This window comes from Vibrio sp. 10N.286.48.F5, from assembly GCF_041469785.1.
GTDB classification, from domain to species: domain Bacteria; phylum Pseudomonadota; class Gammaproteobacteria; order Enterobacterales; family Vibrionaceae; genus Vibrio; species Vibrio crassostreae_C.
Map to the genome: position 1 here is coordinate 53154 of NZ_JBFRLG010000030.1, position 17836 is coordinate 70989.

Annotated in this window: 15 protein-coding genes and 1 pseudogene; 11 read left to right on the forward strand and 5 right to left on the reverse strand. The window is 41.9% G+C overall.

The window, feature by feature from the left end:
• Nucleotides 1-341 precede the first annotated feature (341 nt).
• Complete coding sequence (locus tag AB4185_RS16340; RefSeq protein WP_017063796.1) at nucleotides 342-1817, forward strand: aerolysin family beta-barrel pore-forming toxin; 1476 nt, start codon at nucleotides 342-344, stop codon at nucleotides 1815-1817.
• Nucleotides 1818-1923: 106 nt separating this feature from the next.
• Here AB4185_RS16340 and AB4185_RS16345 read toward each other — a convergent pair whose 3' ends face one another.
• Entirely contained in the window at nucleotides 1924-2559 is a 636-nt protein-coding gene (locus AB4185_RS16345; protein ID WP_017058961.1) for a LysE family translocator, read from the reverse strand.
• Between the two features lie 296 nt (nucleotides 2560-2855).
• Here AB4185_RS16345 and AB4185_RS16350 point away from each other — a divergent pair, with 296 nt between their 5' ends.
• A complete protein-coding gene (locus AB4185_RS16350; protein WP_017066275.1) occupies nucleotides 2856-4328 on the forward strand; it encodes a carboxypeptidase M32 in 1473 nt (490 codons plus the stop codon).
• A 330-nt stretch (nucleotides 4329-4658) separates the two neighbouring features.
• Entirely contained in the window at nucleotides 4659-5570 is a 912-nt protein-coding gene (locus AB4185_RS16355) for a LysR family transcriptional regulator (protein WP_102333401.1), read from the forward strand.
• A 532-nt stretch (nucleotides 5571-6102) separates the two neighbouring features.
• Here the strand turns inward: AB4185_RS16355 and AB4185_RS16360 are convergent.
• Nucleotides 6103-6381 carry a hypothetical protein gene (locus AB4185_RS16360; RefSeq protein ID WP_372135671.1) on the reverse strand — a complete coding sequence of 93 codons (279 nt, stop codon included), beginning with the start codon at nucleotides 6379-6381 and terminating at the stop codon, nucleotides 6103-6105.
• Nucleotides 6382-6772: 391 nt separating this feature from the next.
• Here AB4185_RS16360 and AB4185_RS16365 point away from each other — a divergent pair.
• From AB4185_RS16365 to AB4185_RS16385, 5 genes and pseudogenes are all read left to right on the forward strand, one after another.
• Nucleotides 6773-7042: pseudogene (locus tag AB4185_RS16365) on the forward strand (carboxypeptidase M32); the annotation flags it as partial.
• Nucleotides 7043-7503: 461 nt separating this feature from the next.
• Nucleotides 7504-8709 (forward strand): DUF1611 domain-containing protein, encoded by a 1206-nt coding sequence (locus tag AB4185_RS16370; RefSeq protein ID WP_372106595.1) that lies wholly within the window; start codon nucleotides 7504-7506, stop codon nucleotides 8707-8709.
• Nucleotides 8706-9842, forward strand: a complete 1137-nt coding sequence (locus AB4185_RS16375) for an alanine/ornithine racemase family PLP-dependent enzyme (protein ID WP_372106597.1) — start codon at nucleotides 8706-8708, stop codon at nucleotides 9840-9842. The genes AB4185_RS16370 and AB4185_RS16375 overlap by 4 nt, the downstream gene beginning before the upstream one ends.
• The gene (gene gspS2, locus AB4185_RS16380; protein ID WP_016788065.1) at nucleotides 9799-10164 is read left to right on the forward strand and encodes a type II secretion system pilot lipoprotein GspS-beta; all 366 of its coding nucleotides are present in this window, start codon (nucleotides 9799-9801) and stop codon (nucleotides 10162-10164) included. Before AB4185_RS16375 ends, gspS2 begins: the two co-directional genes overlap by 44 nt.
• Nucleotides 10165-10395 (forward strand): hypothetical protein, encoded by a 231-nt coding sequence (locus AB4185_RS16385; RefSeq protein WP_372106598.1) that lies wholly within the window; start codon nucleotides 10165-10167, stop codon nucleotides 10393-10395.
• A gap of 164 nt (nucleotides 10396-10559) precedes the next feature.
• On the opposite strand, the gene AB4185_RS16390 is transcribed toward AB4185_RS16385, so the two are convergent.
• Nucleotides 10560-11156, reverse strand: a complete 597-nt coding sequence (locus AB4185_RS16390; RefSeq protein ID WP_372106602.1) for a tyrosine-type recombinase/integrase — start codon at nucleotides 11154-11156, stop codon at nucleotides 10560-10562.
• Nucleotides 11157-12374: 1218 nt separating this feature from the next.
• On the opposite strand from AB4185_RS16390, the gene AB4185_RS16395 reads away from it, so the two are divergent.
• On the forward strand, nucleotides 12375-12848 hold the full coding sequence (locus tag AB4185_RS16395) for a GNAT family N-acetyltransferase (RefSeq protein ID WP_004734802.1): 474 nt from the start codon (nucleotides 12375-12377) through the stop codon (nucleotides 12846-12848).
• A 491-nt stretch (nucleotides 12849-13339) separates the two neighbouring features.
• On the opposite strand, the gene AB4185_RS16400 is transcribed toward AB4185_RS16395, so the two are convergent.
• Nucleotides 13340-14344 carry a metal-dependent hydrolase gene (locus AB4185_RS16400; RefSeq protein ID WP_102429252.1) on the reverse strand — a complete coding sequence of 335 codons (1005 nt, stop codon included), beginning with the start codon at nucleotides 14342-14344 and terminating at the stop codon, nucleotides 13340-13342.
• A gap of 227 nt (nucleotides 14345-14571) precedes the next feature.
• On the reverse strand, nucleotides 14572-15381 hold the full coding sequence (locus tag AB4185_RS16405; protein WP_136973886.1) for a sulfite exporter TauE/SafE family protein: 810 nt from the start codon (nucleotides 15379-15381) through the stop codon (nucleotides 14572-14574).
• A gap of 343 nt (nucleotides 15382-15724) precedes the next feature.
• Between AB4185_RS16405 and AB4185_RS16410 the strand changes: the two genes are divergently transcribed.
• Nucleotides 15725-16702 (forward strand): DUF1852 domain-containing protein, encoded by a 978-nt coding sequence (locus AB4185_RS16410; RefSeq protein ID WP_017064213.1) that lies wholly within the window; start codon nucleotides 15725-15727, stop codon nucleotides 16700-16702.
• 45 nt (nucleotides 16703-16747) lie between these two features.
• Nucleotides 16748-17776: a methionine synthase gene (locus AB4185_RS16415; RefSeq protein ID WP_017062410.1), complete on the forward strand. Its 1029-nt coding sequence runs from the start codon at nucleotides 16748-16750 to the stop codon at nucleotides 17774-17776.
• Nucleotides 17777-17836: the final 60 nt, after the last annotated feature.

Consider the following 17836-nt stretch of genomic DNA (forward strand, 5'->3'; position numbering starts at 1 on the left):
AAACTACGAGTATTGTGAATGGTTATACCTGTTCTTCTAATTAACCATTCATACAAACGCCAAAAATAACGTCAAATAATTTTGACGTCTAAGCCCGAATAATGGGCCTTCATTTTTCTAAAAACGGTTTGAGCCCCATCAAACAATTTACGTTCAGTTGCATACTCTTTCACCGTAAAAACACTAATGACAACACAAGCTATTGAATTAACTGGGTAATTTAATTCAACCCTTTTCAGTATCTATCTATTTATCAACATGAGAAAGTGAACTTGTCTTGTTAACTGCACGGCACACAAAACATTATCAAAATAGAAAAATTACAAATGAGGGAATTGTTAATGATCACAGTAAACAGAAGTCTCTTAGCAACCGCAGTGTTGTCTGTTCTATCAACCGGTGTAAATGCGAAGATTTACCCAGACCAAATAGTGTTTGACCAACTTGGTGAAGATGTCTGTCGCTCTGGTTATCGTCCTATAGACCGTTATGAAGCAGAAGAGCAGAAGAGTACTTTGGTCGCTCGCATGGGCACTTGGCAGATCACCGGGTTAAAAGGAAACTGGGTAATCATGGGGCCGGGTTATCATGGCGAAATTAAGCAATCAAGCAGTGGGTCAACGTTCTGTTACCCAAACAACGACCAATCTGAAATCCCTAACTATTCCGCCAAATCGGTTCAGGAAGGCAGCGAAATCGATGTTCAGTATGAATTAGTGAACAACCGTAACGACTTTGTACGCCCATTAAGCTACTTAGCCCACAACCTAGGTTACGCTTGGGTTGGCGGTAATAACAGTCAGTACGTGGGCGAAGACATGACGATAAAGCGCTCTGGCAACAGTTGGGTAATACAAGGAAATAACAATGGCTCTTGTAGCGGCTATCGCTGTGATGAAAAAACCAAAATCACCGTCGACAATTTTGCCTACACCGTTAACGACGACAACTTTTGGCATGGTGATGTTGTCGAGTCGGATCGTGAACTAGTGAAAACGGTTTACGCGACGGCAAGAAACAACAGCAACATCGCGCAACAAGTGGTGGTAGACCTAAAAGTAGACGAATCAACAAACTGGTCGAAAACGAACAGCTACGGATTCTCACAGAGCGTTCAAACAGAGAACACCTTCAAGTGGCCTTTGGTTGGCGAAACTAAGCTCACCGTTAAGTTCGAGGCTAACCAAAGCTTCGCTGAAACAAATGGCAACTCCACTAGCGAACAAGTAACACTTCAAGCTCGTCCTATGGTTCCTGCGAATTCGGAGCTACCGATTCGAGTTGAGCTGTATCGTTCAAGCATCTCTTACCCGTACCGATTCAACGCCGATATTAGCTACGATGTTGAATTCAACGGCTTCCTTCGTTGGGGTGGCAACGCGTGGCACTCTCATCCAGATAACCGCCCGTACAAGGCTCATACCTTCACCATGGGCCGTGGCAGCAGTGAATCTGCCGACATTCGCTACCAATGGGATCACCGTTACATCCCAGGTGAAACTAAATGGTGGGATTGGGGCTGGGCGATTAAAGAAGCTGGCTTATCAAGCATGCAATACGCGACTGGCGGAAGCTTACGCCCCTTCCACTCTTACGTGTCTGGAGATTTCTACGCTGAATCTCAATTTGCAGGTACTATCGAAATTGGACAAGCAACACCAATTACTAACAATCTACGCAGCAAAAGAAGTACTGATTCCGTCAACGAATCTACTGAGCGCATTGGCGACATCGAAGTTACCACCAACTTTAACGCCGATGAGTTGAGTGACTTAGGTTTCGAAGGTGCTGAGATGAACATTAGCGTCGTTGAATAACTGCGCTGTAGAATAAGATCGGTACAAAGATCTACCAGTAATAAAGCACAAAGCCCACGACACATCGTGGGCTTTCATATATTCATGTTCAACTGAAAACGGTGAACTACACAGGCTCTTCCATCAGAAGCTTAACACCCAGCCCAACCAGCACCATGCCCGTCACGCCTTCCATCCACTTCATAAAACTCGCGTTTTTGAGCAAATTTTTAGCCGAGTTAAGCGCGCCAGCCAAACCACATTGCCATACCATCGCAATCATAAAGTGTACCGAAGCCATCAACATAGATTGCAATAAAGGCGAACCTTCAGGGTTTACAAATTGAGGTAAAAAGGCCAGATAGAAAACTGCTGTTTTTGGGTTAAGAACGTTAGACAGAAAGCCTTCACGCAAAGAACGCTTTGCACTGTATGCCTGCTGAGCTTGTTCTCCGACCTTTAAACCGCCACCGTTTTTCATTAATGCTCGCAAACTGCTTAAGCCAAGCCAGATGAGGTAAACCGCACCTACCATCTTAACGGCTTGAAAGAGTTCAGCGGATTGGGCGAGGATTGCAGATATACCCACAGCAGAGAAAAACGCGTGTACATACAAGCCGCTACAAATACCAAAGCTCGTCATACAACCGTCAGCTAAGCCAGAGCGGCTAGTATTGCGAATCACCAAAGCCGTATCTAAGCCCGGCGTTAGCGTTAAAATAGTGATGGCAATTAGAAATGCCTCAAAGTTCAAAATATCCATATCATTGTCATTTTTGTTCAGCGATCTATCATCAATACCGTGTATCTGAACAATTCGCAAGCAACAATTGCCACCAGCTATACAACTCACTGATTTTGTGCACAATAGAACAGTTTGATTTGTTAAGAAATAGTAAATTCAAGGCATCGTACCGCCTCATGCTTTTCTCGCTATATCTTCGACTGCGAAGGTCGGCGTCATTAAAAAGCAAAGCCATAATCAAAGTACACGAGATGAACCTTAACGCTGACGCAGCCCTAAGGATCATTTAAAGAAACCAAATTAAGAGTAGTCAAATGAGCGCATTCAAAAAACTAGTCGAACACTCTCAAAAATGTTCACGCTTTCAACACCTAGCTTCTATTTGTGGTTGGGACCAAGCTTCAATGATGCCAGCAGGTGGTAACCAAGCTCGTAGTGAAGCGATGGCCGAGCTTTCTGTTCATATTCACGGCTTAATGACTCAACCACAGCTTGGCGATTGGATTGCAGACGCTGAAAATGAAGCGCTGAACACTGAGCAACAATCGTCACTTCGTGAAATAAAACGCCAGTGGCAACAAGCAAACCTACTTCCAGAAAAACTGGTTGAAGCGAAATCTCTATCGGGTTCAAAATGTGAACATGCGTGGCGTAGCCAACGCGGTAACAACGACTGGGTTGGATTCGAAAAGAACTGGCGTGAAGTGGTTGAGCTTTCTCGTGAAGAAGCGCAGATTCGCGCAGACGCAGCCAATCTAACGCCTTATGATGCGATGCTGGATATTTATGAACCGGGCACCAGCTCTACTTCACTTGATACCCTATTTGCAGACGTTAAAACTTGGCTTCCAGGTTTAATTGATGAAGTGATCGAAAAACAATCGAGCGAGCAATTTAACGCACCATCAGGTATCTATTCGACCGAGAAACAGAAAGCACTGGGTTTAGAAGTCATGAAGCTGCTTCAGTTCGATTTTGAACACGGCCGATTGGATGAAAGTGTTCACCCATTCTGTGGCGGCGTCCCTTCAGACGTGCGTATCACAACACGCTATGACGAAGCGGAATTCGTTCAAAGCTTAATGGGTATTGTGCATGAAACAGGCCACGCACGTTACGAACAAGGCTTACCAAAACACCTAGCAGGACAACCAGCGGGGGAAGCTCGTTCTATGGGCATTCATGAATCTCAATCTTTATTCTTCGAGATGCAAGTCGGCCGCAGCGACCCGTTCATTGGACACTTAGCGAACTTGGCTGGTCAGCAATTCTCAGGCTCAGAATTTGAGAAAGAAAACTTCCAGAAGATCTACACGCGCGTGAAGAAAGACTTCATCCGTGTCGATGCTGATGAACTCACCTACCCTGCACACGTTATCCTGCGTTACGAGATTGAGCGTGACTTGATCAACGGCAAGATCAAACACACTGACGTGCCAGAGTTATGGAATACCAAGATGCAGTCTTACCTTGGTTTAAGCACTCAAGGTAACTTCACTAACGGCTGTATGCAAGACATCCACTGGACAGACGGCGCATTTGGTTACTTCCCATCGTACACATTAGGTGCGATGTACGCGGCGCAGTTCATGGCTTCAATGAAGAAAACGGTAGATATAAACTCTGTGATTGAAAGCGGTGACCTATCCCCTATCTTCACTTGGTTAGAATCAAACATTTGGAGCAAAGGCAGCCTGCTGACCACTGATGACTTGGTGAAAGGTGCAACGGGCGAAACCTTGAATGCGCAATACTTCAAAGACCATTTGAGAAGTCGTTATCTGTAGATAAAACGCCCAACTACATTGAAGGTTTCTACTTGCAGAGCTTGCTGTGTAAGTAGAACCAAGCTGAAAAAAGCATAGTACAAGTATTGTAAGTCAAAAGTCACAATTATGGCTGAAGGGTAGCTTTGGTTCTAACTAGAAAAGGGGCACTTCTGAGTTACGAAGTGCCATCTGTGAAGGTTCTGGACATTTCCGAGTTGCGTTTTATCTAATTTAGTAAGTCATGAATTAACAGAAGTAGGGCAACTCGCTTAGTCGAGTGTCCAGTATCACTGGTGCAGATCAGTTATCATATTTTAAGTAAATCACTCTAGAAAGGAAGCGAAACCTATGAATTTTAGTTTTGAACAACTTCTCGCGTTCGTGACCGTTTATGAACAACTCTCGTTTAGCAAAGCCGCGGTCAAACTCAATAAGCACCGAACTACGATAGGGCAGGTGATTACCAACCTTGAAGACCAACTAGCGGTCAGTTTGTTTGAACGAGTGGGGCGTTCGGTAGAGCCAACTGAAGATGGTCACCTTCTTTATCACAATGCTAAATTAACCATCGAGCAAGCGCGTACTTTCGATAAATTGGCGCTAAGCCTCTCTTATGGTGGATTAGAAAGCGTCAACATCGCTTATTCTAGTGTGATTCCTCATCGCGCTTTGGTTGAAATCCGCCAGCAATTTCTTCGCGATTTTCCGCTAATGCGCGTGAACTTTTTTGTTAGGAATAAACAGGACATCAAAAGAGGCATAGATAGTGGCGAATACCATTTTGGTATCGTCAATGTGCATGACCGTCAGGCGATGTATAGCTTTGATGCTACTTTCCTTGGGCATTTCGAATTTCTCCCTTTTGTTCAAAAAGGTGGAGATCTATCTAGGTTGGAGAAAAGTGCAGTCTTGGTGGCTCTGAAAAACAGCAAACAATTTGTCTTACGATCTTTTATTGAAGAAGGTATGTCAGAGAAGATTATTTACAGCTCAGACAATGAAGCAATCGATCAACTTGCCCTAGTGATAAAGATGGTCGAAGCGGGGTTGGGTTGGGCGTTACTGCCTAAAACCTTTTCTAATACTGAGTTTGCCAATCATGCTATTGAGCCAGTTGAAGCCGATGAGATGCTAGAGGGCTTCAAGTTTGGCTTCGCGCTTTGGTGTCCACATTCCAAACAAATTGTTGATATTAAAAAGTCGTTAATCACCGTGATAAACAATTATCGCAAGCGATTTGAAGATGGTCTCCGTCGTTAACTCATAGACTCATCCAATTTTTTAACAAGGTTCAATTAGAGCCTTGTTTTCGTTTCAGTTAACTTTAAGTTCGAGTTTTGATGGATTACACCCTTTATATAGGAGTGTGAGGTATCAAGCTGACTATCTCTTCAGTCATGTCACTTTCCCTGTACCTTTAAATAATATAAAAGATATCATACAGTTTGTTGTGATTTTACCCCCAGCCCGTGAAGATAAAGTGACTAAATGGTTGATGTGATACATAGCAATTGTTCACAACTAAAGTTCATAAGGATGGATGACTTTTAGTAGGGAAAATGTTCGCATCCTAAACGATGTAGAGTATTCAATCTAAGTGATTTTGGGGCAGATCTGAGCTAGCAGGCACTTTGCAAGAAAAGCGCCACGAGTAAAACTTCAGGCTTATGAAGCCTCTGGACATTTCCGTTTTAGCAAGATTGCCAATTAAGCAAAGCATGAATTATTAAAAGGATAGAAAAAGTCGCTTACGTGATTGTCAGGGATCATTAGACCACTACAACTTCAATTGTCAGTTATAACTAAAACGGCACCTAGCCTTTAAGCAAAAAACCCTATATAACTCATCCCCACCTTCATGCTCTCTTACTCGAAAGAAAAAAATACTCTTCCCTCCCTCCTCATACGCGAGAGCTAGCTCAGCATCATCTCTTATCAAACCTTCAGCTACTAAGTGAACTTCTAATGCATCGAGTGCTTTTTCTTCTAAGGCTTTATCGTGAATTGGTTTAAAACCTCCAAATGAAAGGGAAGAAAAAAAAAGAGCAAAAACAAAAAAAACAATTCGCATAACTATTCCTTTTTTATTAGTTCAATACTAATTCCAGTTTAGTAAGAAATTAAGATTGTCGCAGCAGTGAAACTAAATAGATAGCTCTCGTTTCATGCAATTAAAGTCGGAGTTCATCATTCTTATTTTGGTAAATGGGTAAATTAGCTACCAAAAACAACCCTCAGACCGCCTCAAACGCTCTCAGCGAGGATTTTGGGCTTGTTCAAGGCTATGCTCATACTACCTTGTATGTGTGTGACTCTTTCAGTGCGATTTACAGAGCAAAAACTAGCGAATTCGTTTGAGTCAAGAACTGTACTCTGCCCCCACTTTTCGTACTTTGTGAGTTAAGTCGCCCCGTTAGCAAGAATTTGGACAGCCGCAACTACCTTAAAATGCAGGTCACATTCTCCACTGGACGGACGGCGCATTCGGTTACTTCCCACCTTACACATTAGGTGCGATGTACGCGGCTCAGTTCATGGCTTCAATGAAGAAAACAGTGGATGTGAACTCAGTGATTGAAAGCGGTGACCTATCCCCTATCTTCAATTGGTTAGAATCGAACATTTGGAGCAAAGGCAGCCTGCTTACTACTGATGATTTGGTGAAAGGCGCAACCGGTGAAACCTTGAATGCGCAATACTTCAAAGACCACCTAAGAAGCCGTTACCTTTAATGGAAAAAATTGATAGAGGCTGATCAGTTTATTGATTCAGCCTTTTTAATCACATTTTCAAAACATACTTAGATTGATTTGAAGGTTTTATCCCTTCATCGAACTTAACAATCACGGAAGATTCTGGTACCTACTAGCACGAAATTGGACAAAAACGCGTTAAACTCAAAACTCTAATTCACTTAACTAATATTAGAAAAAGTATCTTGAAACCTTAAAGCTGAGAGGTTGATACGGCGACGTTGAACAATGAGTCTTAGATCTCTAATCAGTCACGTTAGTATGGGTGAAGCCTGAAAGTGATAGACTTAGAAAGCGTATTAATAATAACCAACAAAAGTCTGGTGAGTGTGTTACCTTGGTTGTTATCCCTACCGCTTAGTGGGGACTTCTTTTCTTTTCCGAACTCGCATCTCGGCACTCCTTAGTTGCCCTCCTAAGCCTCACCGCAGGCTTTAATTATGTCCATTTCAACCCAAAAGTTAAGAAACATCTTCAAACTCACTAGAATTGAAAATGTAGAAATCAACAACGATGTACCCCATTTCGCACCTTGGTTACCACTTGCTCAGAAAGTAAAACCTGTCATCCCTTCTGCGATTATATATTGCGAAGGTAATTTTGGTAAAATTGATGGTAAAACCGCTAATGGATTAGTGAGACATTCGTTAAGCTATCGTATTCTATCGGTTATTGATAGTGAGTCTGCTGGCTTAGATGCTGGTGAAGTTCTTGACAACAAAGCCAATGGAATACCGATCCTTGCTAATGCTGAAGAAGCTATCATTCACGCAGAAAGCATTCCTGATTACTTCATTTTTGGCATTGCGCCATCAAGTGGCTTTTTATCTGACTTAGATAAAAGCATCATTTTAAATGCCATGTCATTAGGAATGAACATCGTAAATGGCTTACATGAATTCCTAACCGATGATCCTCTATTTTTAGAAGCCAGCTTAAAGAATAACGTTCGAATATTCGATACTCGCAAACCCAAAAATAAAGGCGATCTGAAAACGTTTATCGGGAAAATACACAACGTTAAATGTCCGAGAATTGCTGTCATGGGGACGGATTGCGCGCTAGGAAAACGAACAACAGCAACAATATTGGCGAATGAACTGACAAAAAAAGGCCTTAACGTCGTTCTGATTGCCACTGGTCAAACAGGTATTATGCAAGGCGCACAATACTGCGTTGCACTCGATGCAGTCCCTTCACAATTTTGTGCCGGTGAATTGGAATCTGTCATTGTACAGGCCTATGAAAAAGAAAATCCGGATCTGATTATTATTGAGGGGCAAGGAGCCTTGAGTCACCCTGCGTTTTCAACCAGCGCTTTTATCTTACGTGGCAGCTGTCCAACGGGTGTGATACTGCAACATGCCCCTAAACGTTTATATCGTAGTGATTTTCCTGATTGCCCAATGCCTTCGATTGCCTCAGAAATCAATCTTATCGAAACGTTTTCTAATACCAATGTTATTGGACTAACACTGAATCATGAAGATATGTCGTTGGATGAAACACGCAGTGTGATAGACAGTTACGCTACCGAATTTGGTCTACCTGTTACTGATGTCTTGTCACAACCTGTCGAACATCTGTTGCACATCGTAACGTCAGCTTTCCCTATAATAGAAAGTAAACTGGCCGAAAAAGGGTGAACTACCCTAGGTTAGACATCGATTGTGGGAAAGTTCACCATAACGCTCAATTCCTGATTACTCAGCTCTCACTGAAAAATATATCCGTTACGCCTGTAACAAAAGCCTTCCTCGGCCACCCTATCATCGCACAAGTTCTTATTGATGCTGGCGCACCAATGTTAGCCGATTCAAGAATCGAAAATCTTCAAAAGATGACTGAATCTGGCATTTCTATCCCCAAAATGCTGATACGTACACCCATGCTCAGTCAAGTGGCGAGCGTAATAAAATACAGTGATATGAGTTTAAACTCTGAAGTTGAAGTGATTCAGAGGCTTTCACATGCAGCGGAACAACAAAATTGCCGTCACGATATTATTATTATGGTTGAGCTTGGCGATCTCAGAGAAGGTGTGATGCCTAATCGCGTGATTGATTTTATCCGTGAGATTATTTCTTTACCAAACATCACGATAAAAGGAATTGGTACGAATTTAGCTTGTCGGTATGGTGTCGCTCCAGATGATAAAAATATGAATATTCTTTCTGATCTTGCCGATGGAATTGAAGCTACACTTGGGATCAATCTAGAAATTATTTCAGGGGGTAATTCTGCTTCAGTTAACTGGGCTCTTCAGAGAACAGGCTTAACTCGAGTCAATCACCTTCGTATAGGAGAAGCAATTTTTTTAGGCTGTGAGCCTTTAGAGCACGAAAATATCAAAGGCTTACATACGGATGCGGTTTCTTTGACCGCTGAAGTGATTGAATCCAAGACTAAACCGACTTTGCCTTGGGGAAGTCGGGGGTTAAATGCTTTTGGAGAAAAAGAAAGCCTTCAAGATAGAGGGGAGGTCTCACAAGCTATTGTAGCATTAGGCCGCCAAGATGTTTGTGTCAGTGGGCTTAAGGCTCCGAATGGGATTAAGATCATGTCTTCAACTAGCGATCACCTTGTCCTTGAATCCTCACAGAAACCACTACTTGTAGGGGAAAAAGTCACATTCAGTTTAGATTACAGTGCGCTCTTATCTTCTATGTCTTCACGTTATATCCATAAATATTTTAAGGCACCTAAAGGGAGAAGAAAGGAAGAAGGAGCGCATAATGCTACGAACAACTGTAATTCTCTTCGTCAGTGTCATGCTTAACGGTTGTCAGATAAGCCCAATAAAATCTAATGGACTTGCCGATTATAGAGCGACAGTTATTTCAAGCCAACTTCCACAAGAGTTAGGCTCGATCACACTCGTAAATGCACAGTCAGAGGGCGATAGTGTCACTCTTGTTTTCGTAAAAAAGAAAACTTTGAATATGGACCGCTTAGTAGAAAAAGTCGCCGTTAGTTTTTGTGACAACATCGAAATAAGACCACTATTAGAGAGTGGGATCTCTTATCGAATCATTACCTTAGGAAAAAATGAGAAAGTAGAAAGCCTTAACGTCATTTCTCTAGCTAAGTGCTCTAATTAAATGCCTAGCTGTCGAATGGATAAAAGCCAATACGAGTTGTTCAATGTACTCAATGACACTATTTTATTGAGGTTTGACCGTCTTACGCCTTGGGAAAAAAACTTTATCACAGAGTTACACCATAAGGTCGTAACTAGACAACTCATTTCAATTAAACAAAAACAGCTTGCTTTAAAAATTTCAATGAAAGCCTATAAATCAAAGAAGAAAAACGCGCGTTCCAACGTTTAATTTAAGCTTGTGTATACCTAATCTGTTCAAGGTCCTCTAAACTTTGGACAGATTAGTAGTATTTGCACTTAACGTATTGAAAATAATCAAGTGTAGCGGTGAATGGGTAACAACTTTCAGCGTAATAGCAATTGAAACACCTAAGTATTTAGGTTCCTTTTCGATTAACACTCAGTACCTTCTGAAAGCAACAATGCATCTTCTAATTCAACCCCAAGATAGCGGATTGTATTATCTACCTTGGTATGACCAAGTAGTAGCTGCACCGCTCGGATATTTTTCGTTTTTGCGTAGACTAACGTCGCTTTTGTTCGCCTCATCGAGTGAGTGCCATACAAGTTAGGATCCAACCCCAGATTAGAAGCCCATCTCCTCACTAAGTATCGATAGTACGAATAGCTAATCGGTTGTTGCTTTCGCCTTTGGCTTGGGAAAATAAAATTGCTGTCATGTAGCGAAGCCATCAAAATCCATTTCATTAGACTCTGTTGAGTTCTTGTCGTTATCTCAAATTGAACTTCAATATCTGTTTTGCGCTGGATATGCTTAACGCGGTTAAATATCCTATCTTGCGAAGATACATCGCAAACTCTGAGAACGAGCAAATCACTTGCTCTAAGTTTGCTATCAATAACTAAGTTGAGCAACGCAAGCTGCATCAAATTATTTTCAATTTCTAATCTGGTTCTGATCCGCCAAATTTCCTCAAGCCGAAAAGGCTTTTTGACGCCACTTCGTTTCGTTTTGTTGAAAACTACCATGATGACCTCCTTTTTAATTTGGTCATCACGATTGTAGTTGGAAGGAAATGGACAAAAGCGTGTCAGTGATTTTACTAATTTAGTAAACAATGAATTACTACAAGTATATAAAGTCGTTTAATCAACTTCCATGAGTGATGTCAATCTGAGTGATATGTCGGCCAAGCACAGCATTTTTGTGAATCGTTGTATTTTTATCACAGGTTTATCCAATACAGTCCCGCTTTAGACGTAAGAAGCTACGCTGCTATCAATTCATTAGGAGCAACATCTTATGACTATTAGATAAAACCGACATTAACGTTGAACTTTATGAAAACAATACATCAAGGTTTGAACTGGCAACTTAATAAATACGCTTTCATTATGTAATGATTTTACTTACAAAGTCATACTGTCATAGACAAAAGATTCCGCAATAATACGTCAAATGGTATGAGTTAAAACTTATATGGCGGTTCGTATCATTGGTGTTAAGTTTGGCTACACCAATTACGCAAACTAAAAAAATAGTGCAGAAAAGCTTTCGATAACATTAGCTTCAATATTCCAGGGCTGTGTCTATTTTTGCATTGCGATTGGCCATCTTCGATAACATCAAGATGTGGCCTACACTAAAACTTCAGGGTAACCAGCACTCTTTCTTTAACGCTTACCGAACTAGTTGTCCAAATTTAAACAAGTGGACTCGATATGAGAGCAAGTGCGCCTAATGAGAGAGCACTCGTCAATGGAATGAACGTCAGTGTTGAATGCAAAGGCGATAAGATATTGGCCACCATTTTAGCTGATAAGTGATATACAAAATGTAGCTGGCTGAGAACACATTAAAGTTATCTTTAATCACACTCGTCAGCATTCTATCAGGGAGTTTGTTTTGGGTTTTGTGACGGCACTATTGTAAAAATACTATACGTACCCTATTTTTGAATCATCGTGGGCAACGCTTGGAACTAATATTTCTGTCATGGGGGCAGGCAAAAAGGAAACAATAACTTCCATCATCGTTTTTAATTAAGACATACATATACCTTAATTAAAAAAATTGGCGCGTTCTAATATGCGCCAGATAAAGAGATCTATAAGATACTTGAAGAGTCTATGTTAAAAGACAGGAGCAAAAGCGACATTACCATTTTGATAACTCAAGATTAGCTTATCAAGATCCTTACATTGGCCAGTTACTTTTAATGAAACACCTACCCAAGGTAAATAAGCATGAATAAAATTAGCTTTTTAAAAATAAACAATACCATTATCAATGACATTATTGATCTCTCAGTGGAAGAGTCTCAAAAACAACTCATTGCTAACAACGCAGAGTGGCTTGCAGAAGCCAGTTTTAACGACGATAGTATCAACTATGGTATTTACTTAAACAATAAACCTGCGGGGCTAATCTCTCTGATTGACCCTAGAATACTGGACACACACGATGAACACTTTCAAAAGGAGCATTTATATGTATGGCGCGTCATGATTGACCATCGTTTCCAAGGAAAAGGATTGGGGAGTCAAGCGATTAACTTCAGTAAGAAATACGCTTCCATTACCGGTTTAAAAGGCGTCTCCCTGACCACGATGGATAAAGAAAAAGGCAATGCGCTCTCTATTTATCAAAAGCTTGGTTTTATACCAACGGGCAGAAGACTTGATGATGAAATTGAATTAATTTTTGGCTTAAAGGAATGAGTGGATAAACAAGTCAGATGGTGTGTCTGGGACGGCTATTTGGCCGCCTCATTTTATACTTCAACTGTAAAGGTATTGAAGAGTTCATTCAAAAACGCTGACCCCTCGTGCACTCTCACCTCCCCCCGGTCACAGAGTAACCAACAATCAAATTGACTCTTATTCAGTCTCCGTAACCTTTAAAGATCTTGAATCGCTTCGATGAGCTTTTTGACTGGAGTATGGTCTGACTCTATCCTATTGTCCATACTATCTAAATATGCTGACTACCTAGAGTGAAGAAAGAAAATGTGTCGGGCCTTTTCCTAACCATTAGTTTATGTATTGTAAAAATAGATTGCCGATGTAGTTCACTCATCGAAGTGAACACACAATGGGGCATAAATGAGCTATAGCTTCCCCTAAATTAACAATTCAGAGATAACTAAACGTATGGAAAGTCGCTTAACGTAGCATCCAGTATTGACGGTGCAGATCAGTTTAAAACTAGCTCATTTATCGCCAGTGAGCATACCGAAGAAGATCTGTCTCGACTCTGGCGTGTTGTCTCTATGAGTTTCGTATTTTACATGCGCGTTTGCATCAACTGCTTTTGATAGCTTGATGCTCCATAGTGCTTTCATTTGATTTGGTACAATTGAATATCGGACATCGATAATACGCAGCTCGTCTGTTGGGTCCTGAGCGATATAACCATTTGAAAACCAGCGGAAACGTTCTATGTCTTTGGCTTGTTGAGAGTCCGGGTCAAGCCAAGGTAAATCCCTGCTAACATTCAGCTTCGCAATCGACTCTCCGGGATACGTGCTTACCGATGTGCCAACCCGCACTGCGTCTACATGGTAATGAGCCTCTGTTTCGTACACCACTTTCCAAACCAAGATATTCGCAAAGCTTGGTTTTGCCTCTAATCGAATCGGTGTGTGTTGCCTTTCTTGCGCTAATTGCCACCCAATCGCCTCTGCCCTGTCTCGCTGAATCATCCCTAATGTTGGATAAATTAGCGCCCAAGTAAACGCAACACGCGCTAGCCAAGGCGCTCGTTTTAACGTCGCAAACACAAGCAACACTAGAATGGGAAGCGTATAAACAGGATCGATGATTGATATGGTATTCCAAGAAAAACGCGCGTTGGTGAAAGGCCAAAGTAACTGCGTGCCATAGGTGGTACAAGCGTCTAACAGTGCATGAGTACCATAGCCCAGAGCACAAAACAGCCAACTTTGTTTGAAAGAAAGCCCACGTTTTTTTGCAATCAGGTGATGCAGAACCAAAGCGCAGATCAAACTGCCAATGGGAATAAAGAAGAGTGAATGGGTAAATTGTCGATGAAATTCCAAAGCCAACAAAGGGTCACTTTGAGACTTAATCAGTGCATCCAAATCTGGTGCTAACCCGGAGAGCAGCCCTAATACCCCAGCAACAACCAAATGTTGTTTTTTGCTGGCCGATTGTGACAAAGAAGCGCCTAACACGCCCTGCGTTAAAGGATCCATAAATCACTCATTGATAGCATTCCGTTGAATCAAACAAAATACATTTAGCTATAGCGGTGAACTGTTCATAACTAAACGGTTTTATCAATATACTCATGTACATAGCTGTATAAGCATAGACCGATAAACAAAAAAAGAGCAGTTATGAAACTGCCCTTTTCTAATTATTGGTGGTTGATCAATTTATTCGTTTTTGTTCTGTATATTCACACTTGAACGATCTTTTATTAACGAGCAACCATGCTTGCTGCGATAACCACCAGCAGTACTGAGAAGATTTTCTTAATCGTTGGAACCGGTAAATGGTTGGTGGCTTTTGCGCCTAACGGAGCCGTAAACCAAGACGTGCACACAATACCCAACAGCGCAGGCAGATAAACAAAGCCAGCAAAGCCATCTGATAGAGCAAAGTGGCTGCTGCCTGAACTGATGTAACCTATCGAGCCAAACAACGCGATCACAATGCCACAAGCCGAGGCACAACCGATGGCCTTTTTCATATCGACAGAGAAGAACGTTAATAGCGGAACCAGCAATGCTCCGCCACCAATACCTATCATGGCAGATAAGCCACCCGTAATGGTTGTCAGCACAGTGAGCACACCTTTGTTCGGCAGTTTTCGTTCCTTAGGCGCATCATTTTTGCTGCTTAAGAACATCTTGATCGCAATAAGAACCACACTCACAGCAAACACAATACGAACGACTTTTTCCGGTAACAACGCCGCCATAAAACCACTAACCAATGCACCCAGAGCAACACCGAGCATGATCCAAGGCGCCAGATCCCAAGGCACTTTGCCATTCTTGTGGTGAGCGAGTGCAGAAGATGTTGAAGTGAACAGTATCGATGCCAACGAGGTAGCAATCGCCGCGACAACAACTTGGTCGGATGGTAGAACTTCTAAATACAGTAAAATGCTGCTTAACACAGGAACAATGATCAGCCCTCCGCCAATACCTAACAAACCGGCTAGAAACCCAACACCACTGCCCAGTAACGCACAGTAGAAAATCAACAACAGCAATTCACTCATTTCATCCATCTCTTAATTAAATTAATCGTCTTAAATAACACACTATTAATGCGGTTATATTTCCATCAAGCTAATTAATATAACTGACACCGACTAAAATATTCAAACAGAATAGATCATGAATATTCCTCATGTTGAATGTGAAGTAATACCATTGTTAATGGTCAACCTATCAACGTATAAAAACCTTAAGCGATTAACTTTATACGACATTAATTCTACTAAGCATTAATTTCAGACAGCATAGCCTTCGATTCTTAATCCGGTCACAAGCAAAAAATAAAAGCCGTTTTAATACTAAAGACCGAGAGAATCAGAAAAAAAATTGGGATACCAAATCAGCATGAATAAAGAATTTAATTTTACGATTAAGAGCATTAGCCTCGACGAAAACTACCAGCCTGCAGACAGCACGCGTATCACTACCAACTTTGCTAACCTGGCTCGCGGTGACAGCCGCCAAGCGAACTTGCGTAATGCACTGCAAATGATCGATAACAGTTTCAACGCATTAGCACACTGGGACAACCCTAAGGGCGACCGTTACTCTGTTGAGCTTGAAATCATTTCTGTTGATATGGATATTGAAAGCAACGGCGAAGCATTCCCTTCAATTGAAGTGCTGAAAACCAATATTGTAGACCGTAAAACTAACGAGCGTATTGAAGGCATTATCGGAAATAACTTCTCTTCTTATGTTCGAGATTATGACTTTAGCGTACGTCTATTGGATCATAATAAAGGCCAAGATAAATTCAGCATTCCAGAAGATTTTGGTGACTTACACGGTAAGCTTTTTAAATATTTCGTTAACTCTGACGCTTACAAAAAGAACTTTAATAAACGACCTGTTATTTGCTTAAGCGTGTCAGATAATAAAACCTATTACCGCACTGAAAACCAACACCCAGTATTAGGTTTTGAATACCAACCGAATGAGTCTTCTTTAACTGAACAATATTTCAAAAAGATGGGCTTACAGGTTCGTTATTTCATGCCGCCTAACAGTGTTGCACCTTTGGCCTTCTATTTCTTTGGTGATCTGCTGAACGATTACTCTAACCTAGAGCTTATCAGCACCATCAGTACCATGGGTACGTTCCAGAAAATCTACCGACCTGAGATTTACAACGCGAACGCGGTTGCGGGTAACTGTTACCAACCAAACTTGAAAAACTTGGATCACTCGCTGACTCAAATCGTGTACGACCGTGAAGAACGAAGCCAGCTAGCTGTTGAACAAGGTAAATTCGCAGAAGAGAAGTTCATTAAGCCATACCAATCAGTTCTAGAGAACTGGTCGGCAAATTACGCACTTTAATCGTCTATTGCGCTCTCAAACCACCCAAGGATAGGCAATATTATTATGAAAACACTATTACCGACTTCAACAGCGGGCAGCTTGCCGAAACCGTCTTGGCTTGCACAACCAGAGACGCTTTGGTCGCCATGGAAACTTCAAGGCGATGAACTCACAGACGGCAAACAAGATGCGCTGCGTGTCTCTCTGCACGAGCAACAGCAAGCAGGCATTGATATTGTGAGTGACGGCGAACAAACACGTCAACACTTTGTAACGACCTTCATTGAACACCTGAATGGCGTTGATTTTGAAAAGCGTGAAACCGTTAAAATCCGCGACCGTTACGATGCGAGTGTACCGACGGTTGTAGGCCCAGTTTCTCGTCAGAAATCTGTGTTTGTTGAAGATGCGAAGTTCTTACGTCAGCAAACCGACCAACCGATCAAATGGGCTCTGCCGGGGCCTATGACCATGATTGATACACTTTACGATGCGCATTACCAAAGCCGTGAAAAACTGGCGTGGGAATTTGCAAAGATCCTCAACGAAGAAGCCAAAGAACTTGAAGCGGCAGGCGTGGATATTATTCAGTTCGATGAACCTGCGTTTAACGTGTTTTTTGATGAAGTGAACAATTGGGGCATCGCTTGTTTGGAAAGAGCCATTGAAGGGCTTAAGTGCGAAACAGCAGTCCATATTTGTTATGGCTACGGCATTAAAGCGAATACGGATTGGAAAAAGACATTAGGCACCGAGTGGCGCCAATACGAAGAAGTCTTCCCTAAGCTGCAGCAATCGAATATCGACATTATCTCTTTAGAGTGTCACAACTCTCATGTACCTCTTGAGCTGCTTGAGCTCGTACGAGGCAAGAAAGTAATGGTCGGTGCGATTGATGTTGCAACCGATTCGATTGAAACACCGGAAGAAGTGGCTAGCACTCTACGTGAAACACTTAAGTACGTTGATGCCGACAAGCTCTACCCTTGCACCAACTGCGGCATGGCTCCCCTACCTCGCGAGATAGCCTCAGCGAAGCTTAATGCGCTAAGTGCTGGCGCAGAGATCGTTCGTAAAGAGCTTTCAGCGTAACGCTTTCCTAAAGAACAAAAACTATGCCTTTAAGCCTAAGTATCATATTGATGCTTAGGC

Excerpts from the sequence above, each read along its gene's own strand:
- AB4185_RS16390 (WP_372106602.1), bottom strand. The coding sequence starts at position 11,156 with ATGGTAGTTTTCAACAAAACGAAACGAAGTGGCGTCAAAAAGCCTTTT.
- AB4185_RS16350 (WP_017066275.1), top strand. The coding sequence starts at position 2,856 with ATGAGCGCATTCAAAAAACTAGTCGAACACTCTCAAAAATGTTCACGC.
- AB4185_RS16360 (WP_372135671.1), bottom strand. The coding sequence starts at position 6,381 with ATGCGAATTGTTTTTTTTGTTTTTGCTCTTTTTTTTTCTTCCCTTTCA.
- AB4185_RS16370 (WP_372106595.1), top strand. The coding sequence starts at position 7,504 with ATGTCCATTTCAACCCAAAAGTTAAGAAACATCTTCAAACTCACTAGA.
- AB4185_RS16340 (WP_017063796.1), top strand. The coding sequence starts at position 342 with ATGATCACAGTAAACAGAAGTCTCTTAGCAACCGCAGTGTTGTCTGTT.
- gspS2 (WP_016788065.1), top strand. The coding sequence starts at position 9,799 with ATGCTACGAACAACTGTAATTCTCTTCGTCAGTGTCATGCTTAACGGT.
- AB4185_RS16345 (WP_017058961.1), bottom strand. The coding sequence starts at position 2,559 with ATGGATATTTTGAACTTTGAGGCATTTCTAATTGCCATCACTATTTTA.
- AB4185_RS16355 (WP_102333401.1), top strand. The coding sequence starts at position 4,659 with ATGAATTTTAGTTTTGAACAACTTCTCGCGTTCGTGACCGTTTATGAA.
- AB4185_RS16395 (WP_004734802.1), top strand. The coding sequence starts at position 12,375 with ATGAATAAAATTAGCTTTTTAAAAATAAACAATACCATTATCAATGAC.
- AB4185_RS16385 (WP_372106598.1), top strand. The coding sequence starts at position 10,165 with ATGCCTAGCTGTCGAATGGATAAAAGCCAATACGAGTTGTTCAATGTA.
- AB4185_RS16415 (WP_017062410.1), top strand. The coding sequence starts at position 16,748 with ATGAAAACACTATTACCGACTTCAACAGCGGGCAGCTTGCCGAAACCG.
- AB4185_RS16410 (WP_017064213.1), top strand. The coding sequence starts at position 15,725 with ATGAATAAAGAATTTAATTTTACGATTAAGAGCATTAGCCTCGACGAA.
- AB4185_RS16400 (WP_102429252.1), bottom strand. The coding sequence starts at position 14,344 with ATGGATCCTTTAACGCAGGGCGTGTTAGGCGCTTCTTTGTCACAATCG.
- AB4185_RS16405 (WP_136973886.1), bottom strand. The coding sequence starts at position 15,381 with ATGAGTGAATTGCTGTTGTTGATTTTCTACTGTGCGTTACTGGGCAGT.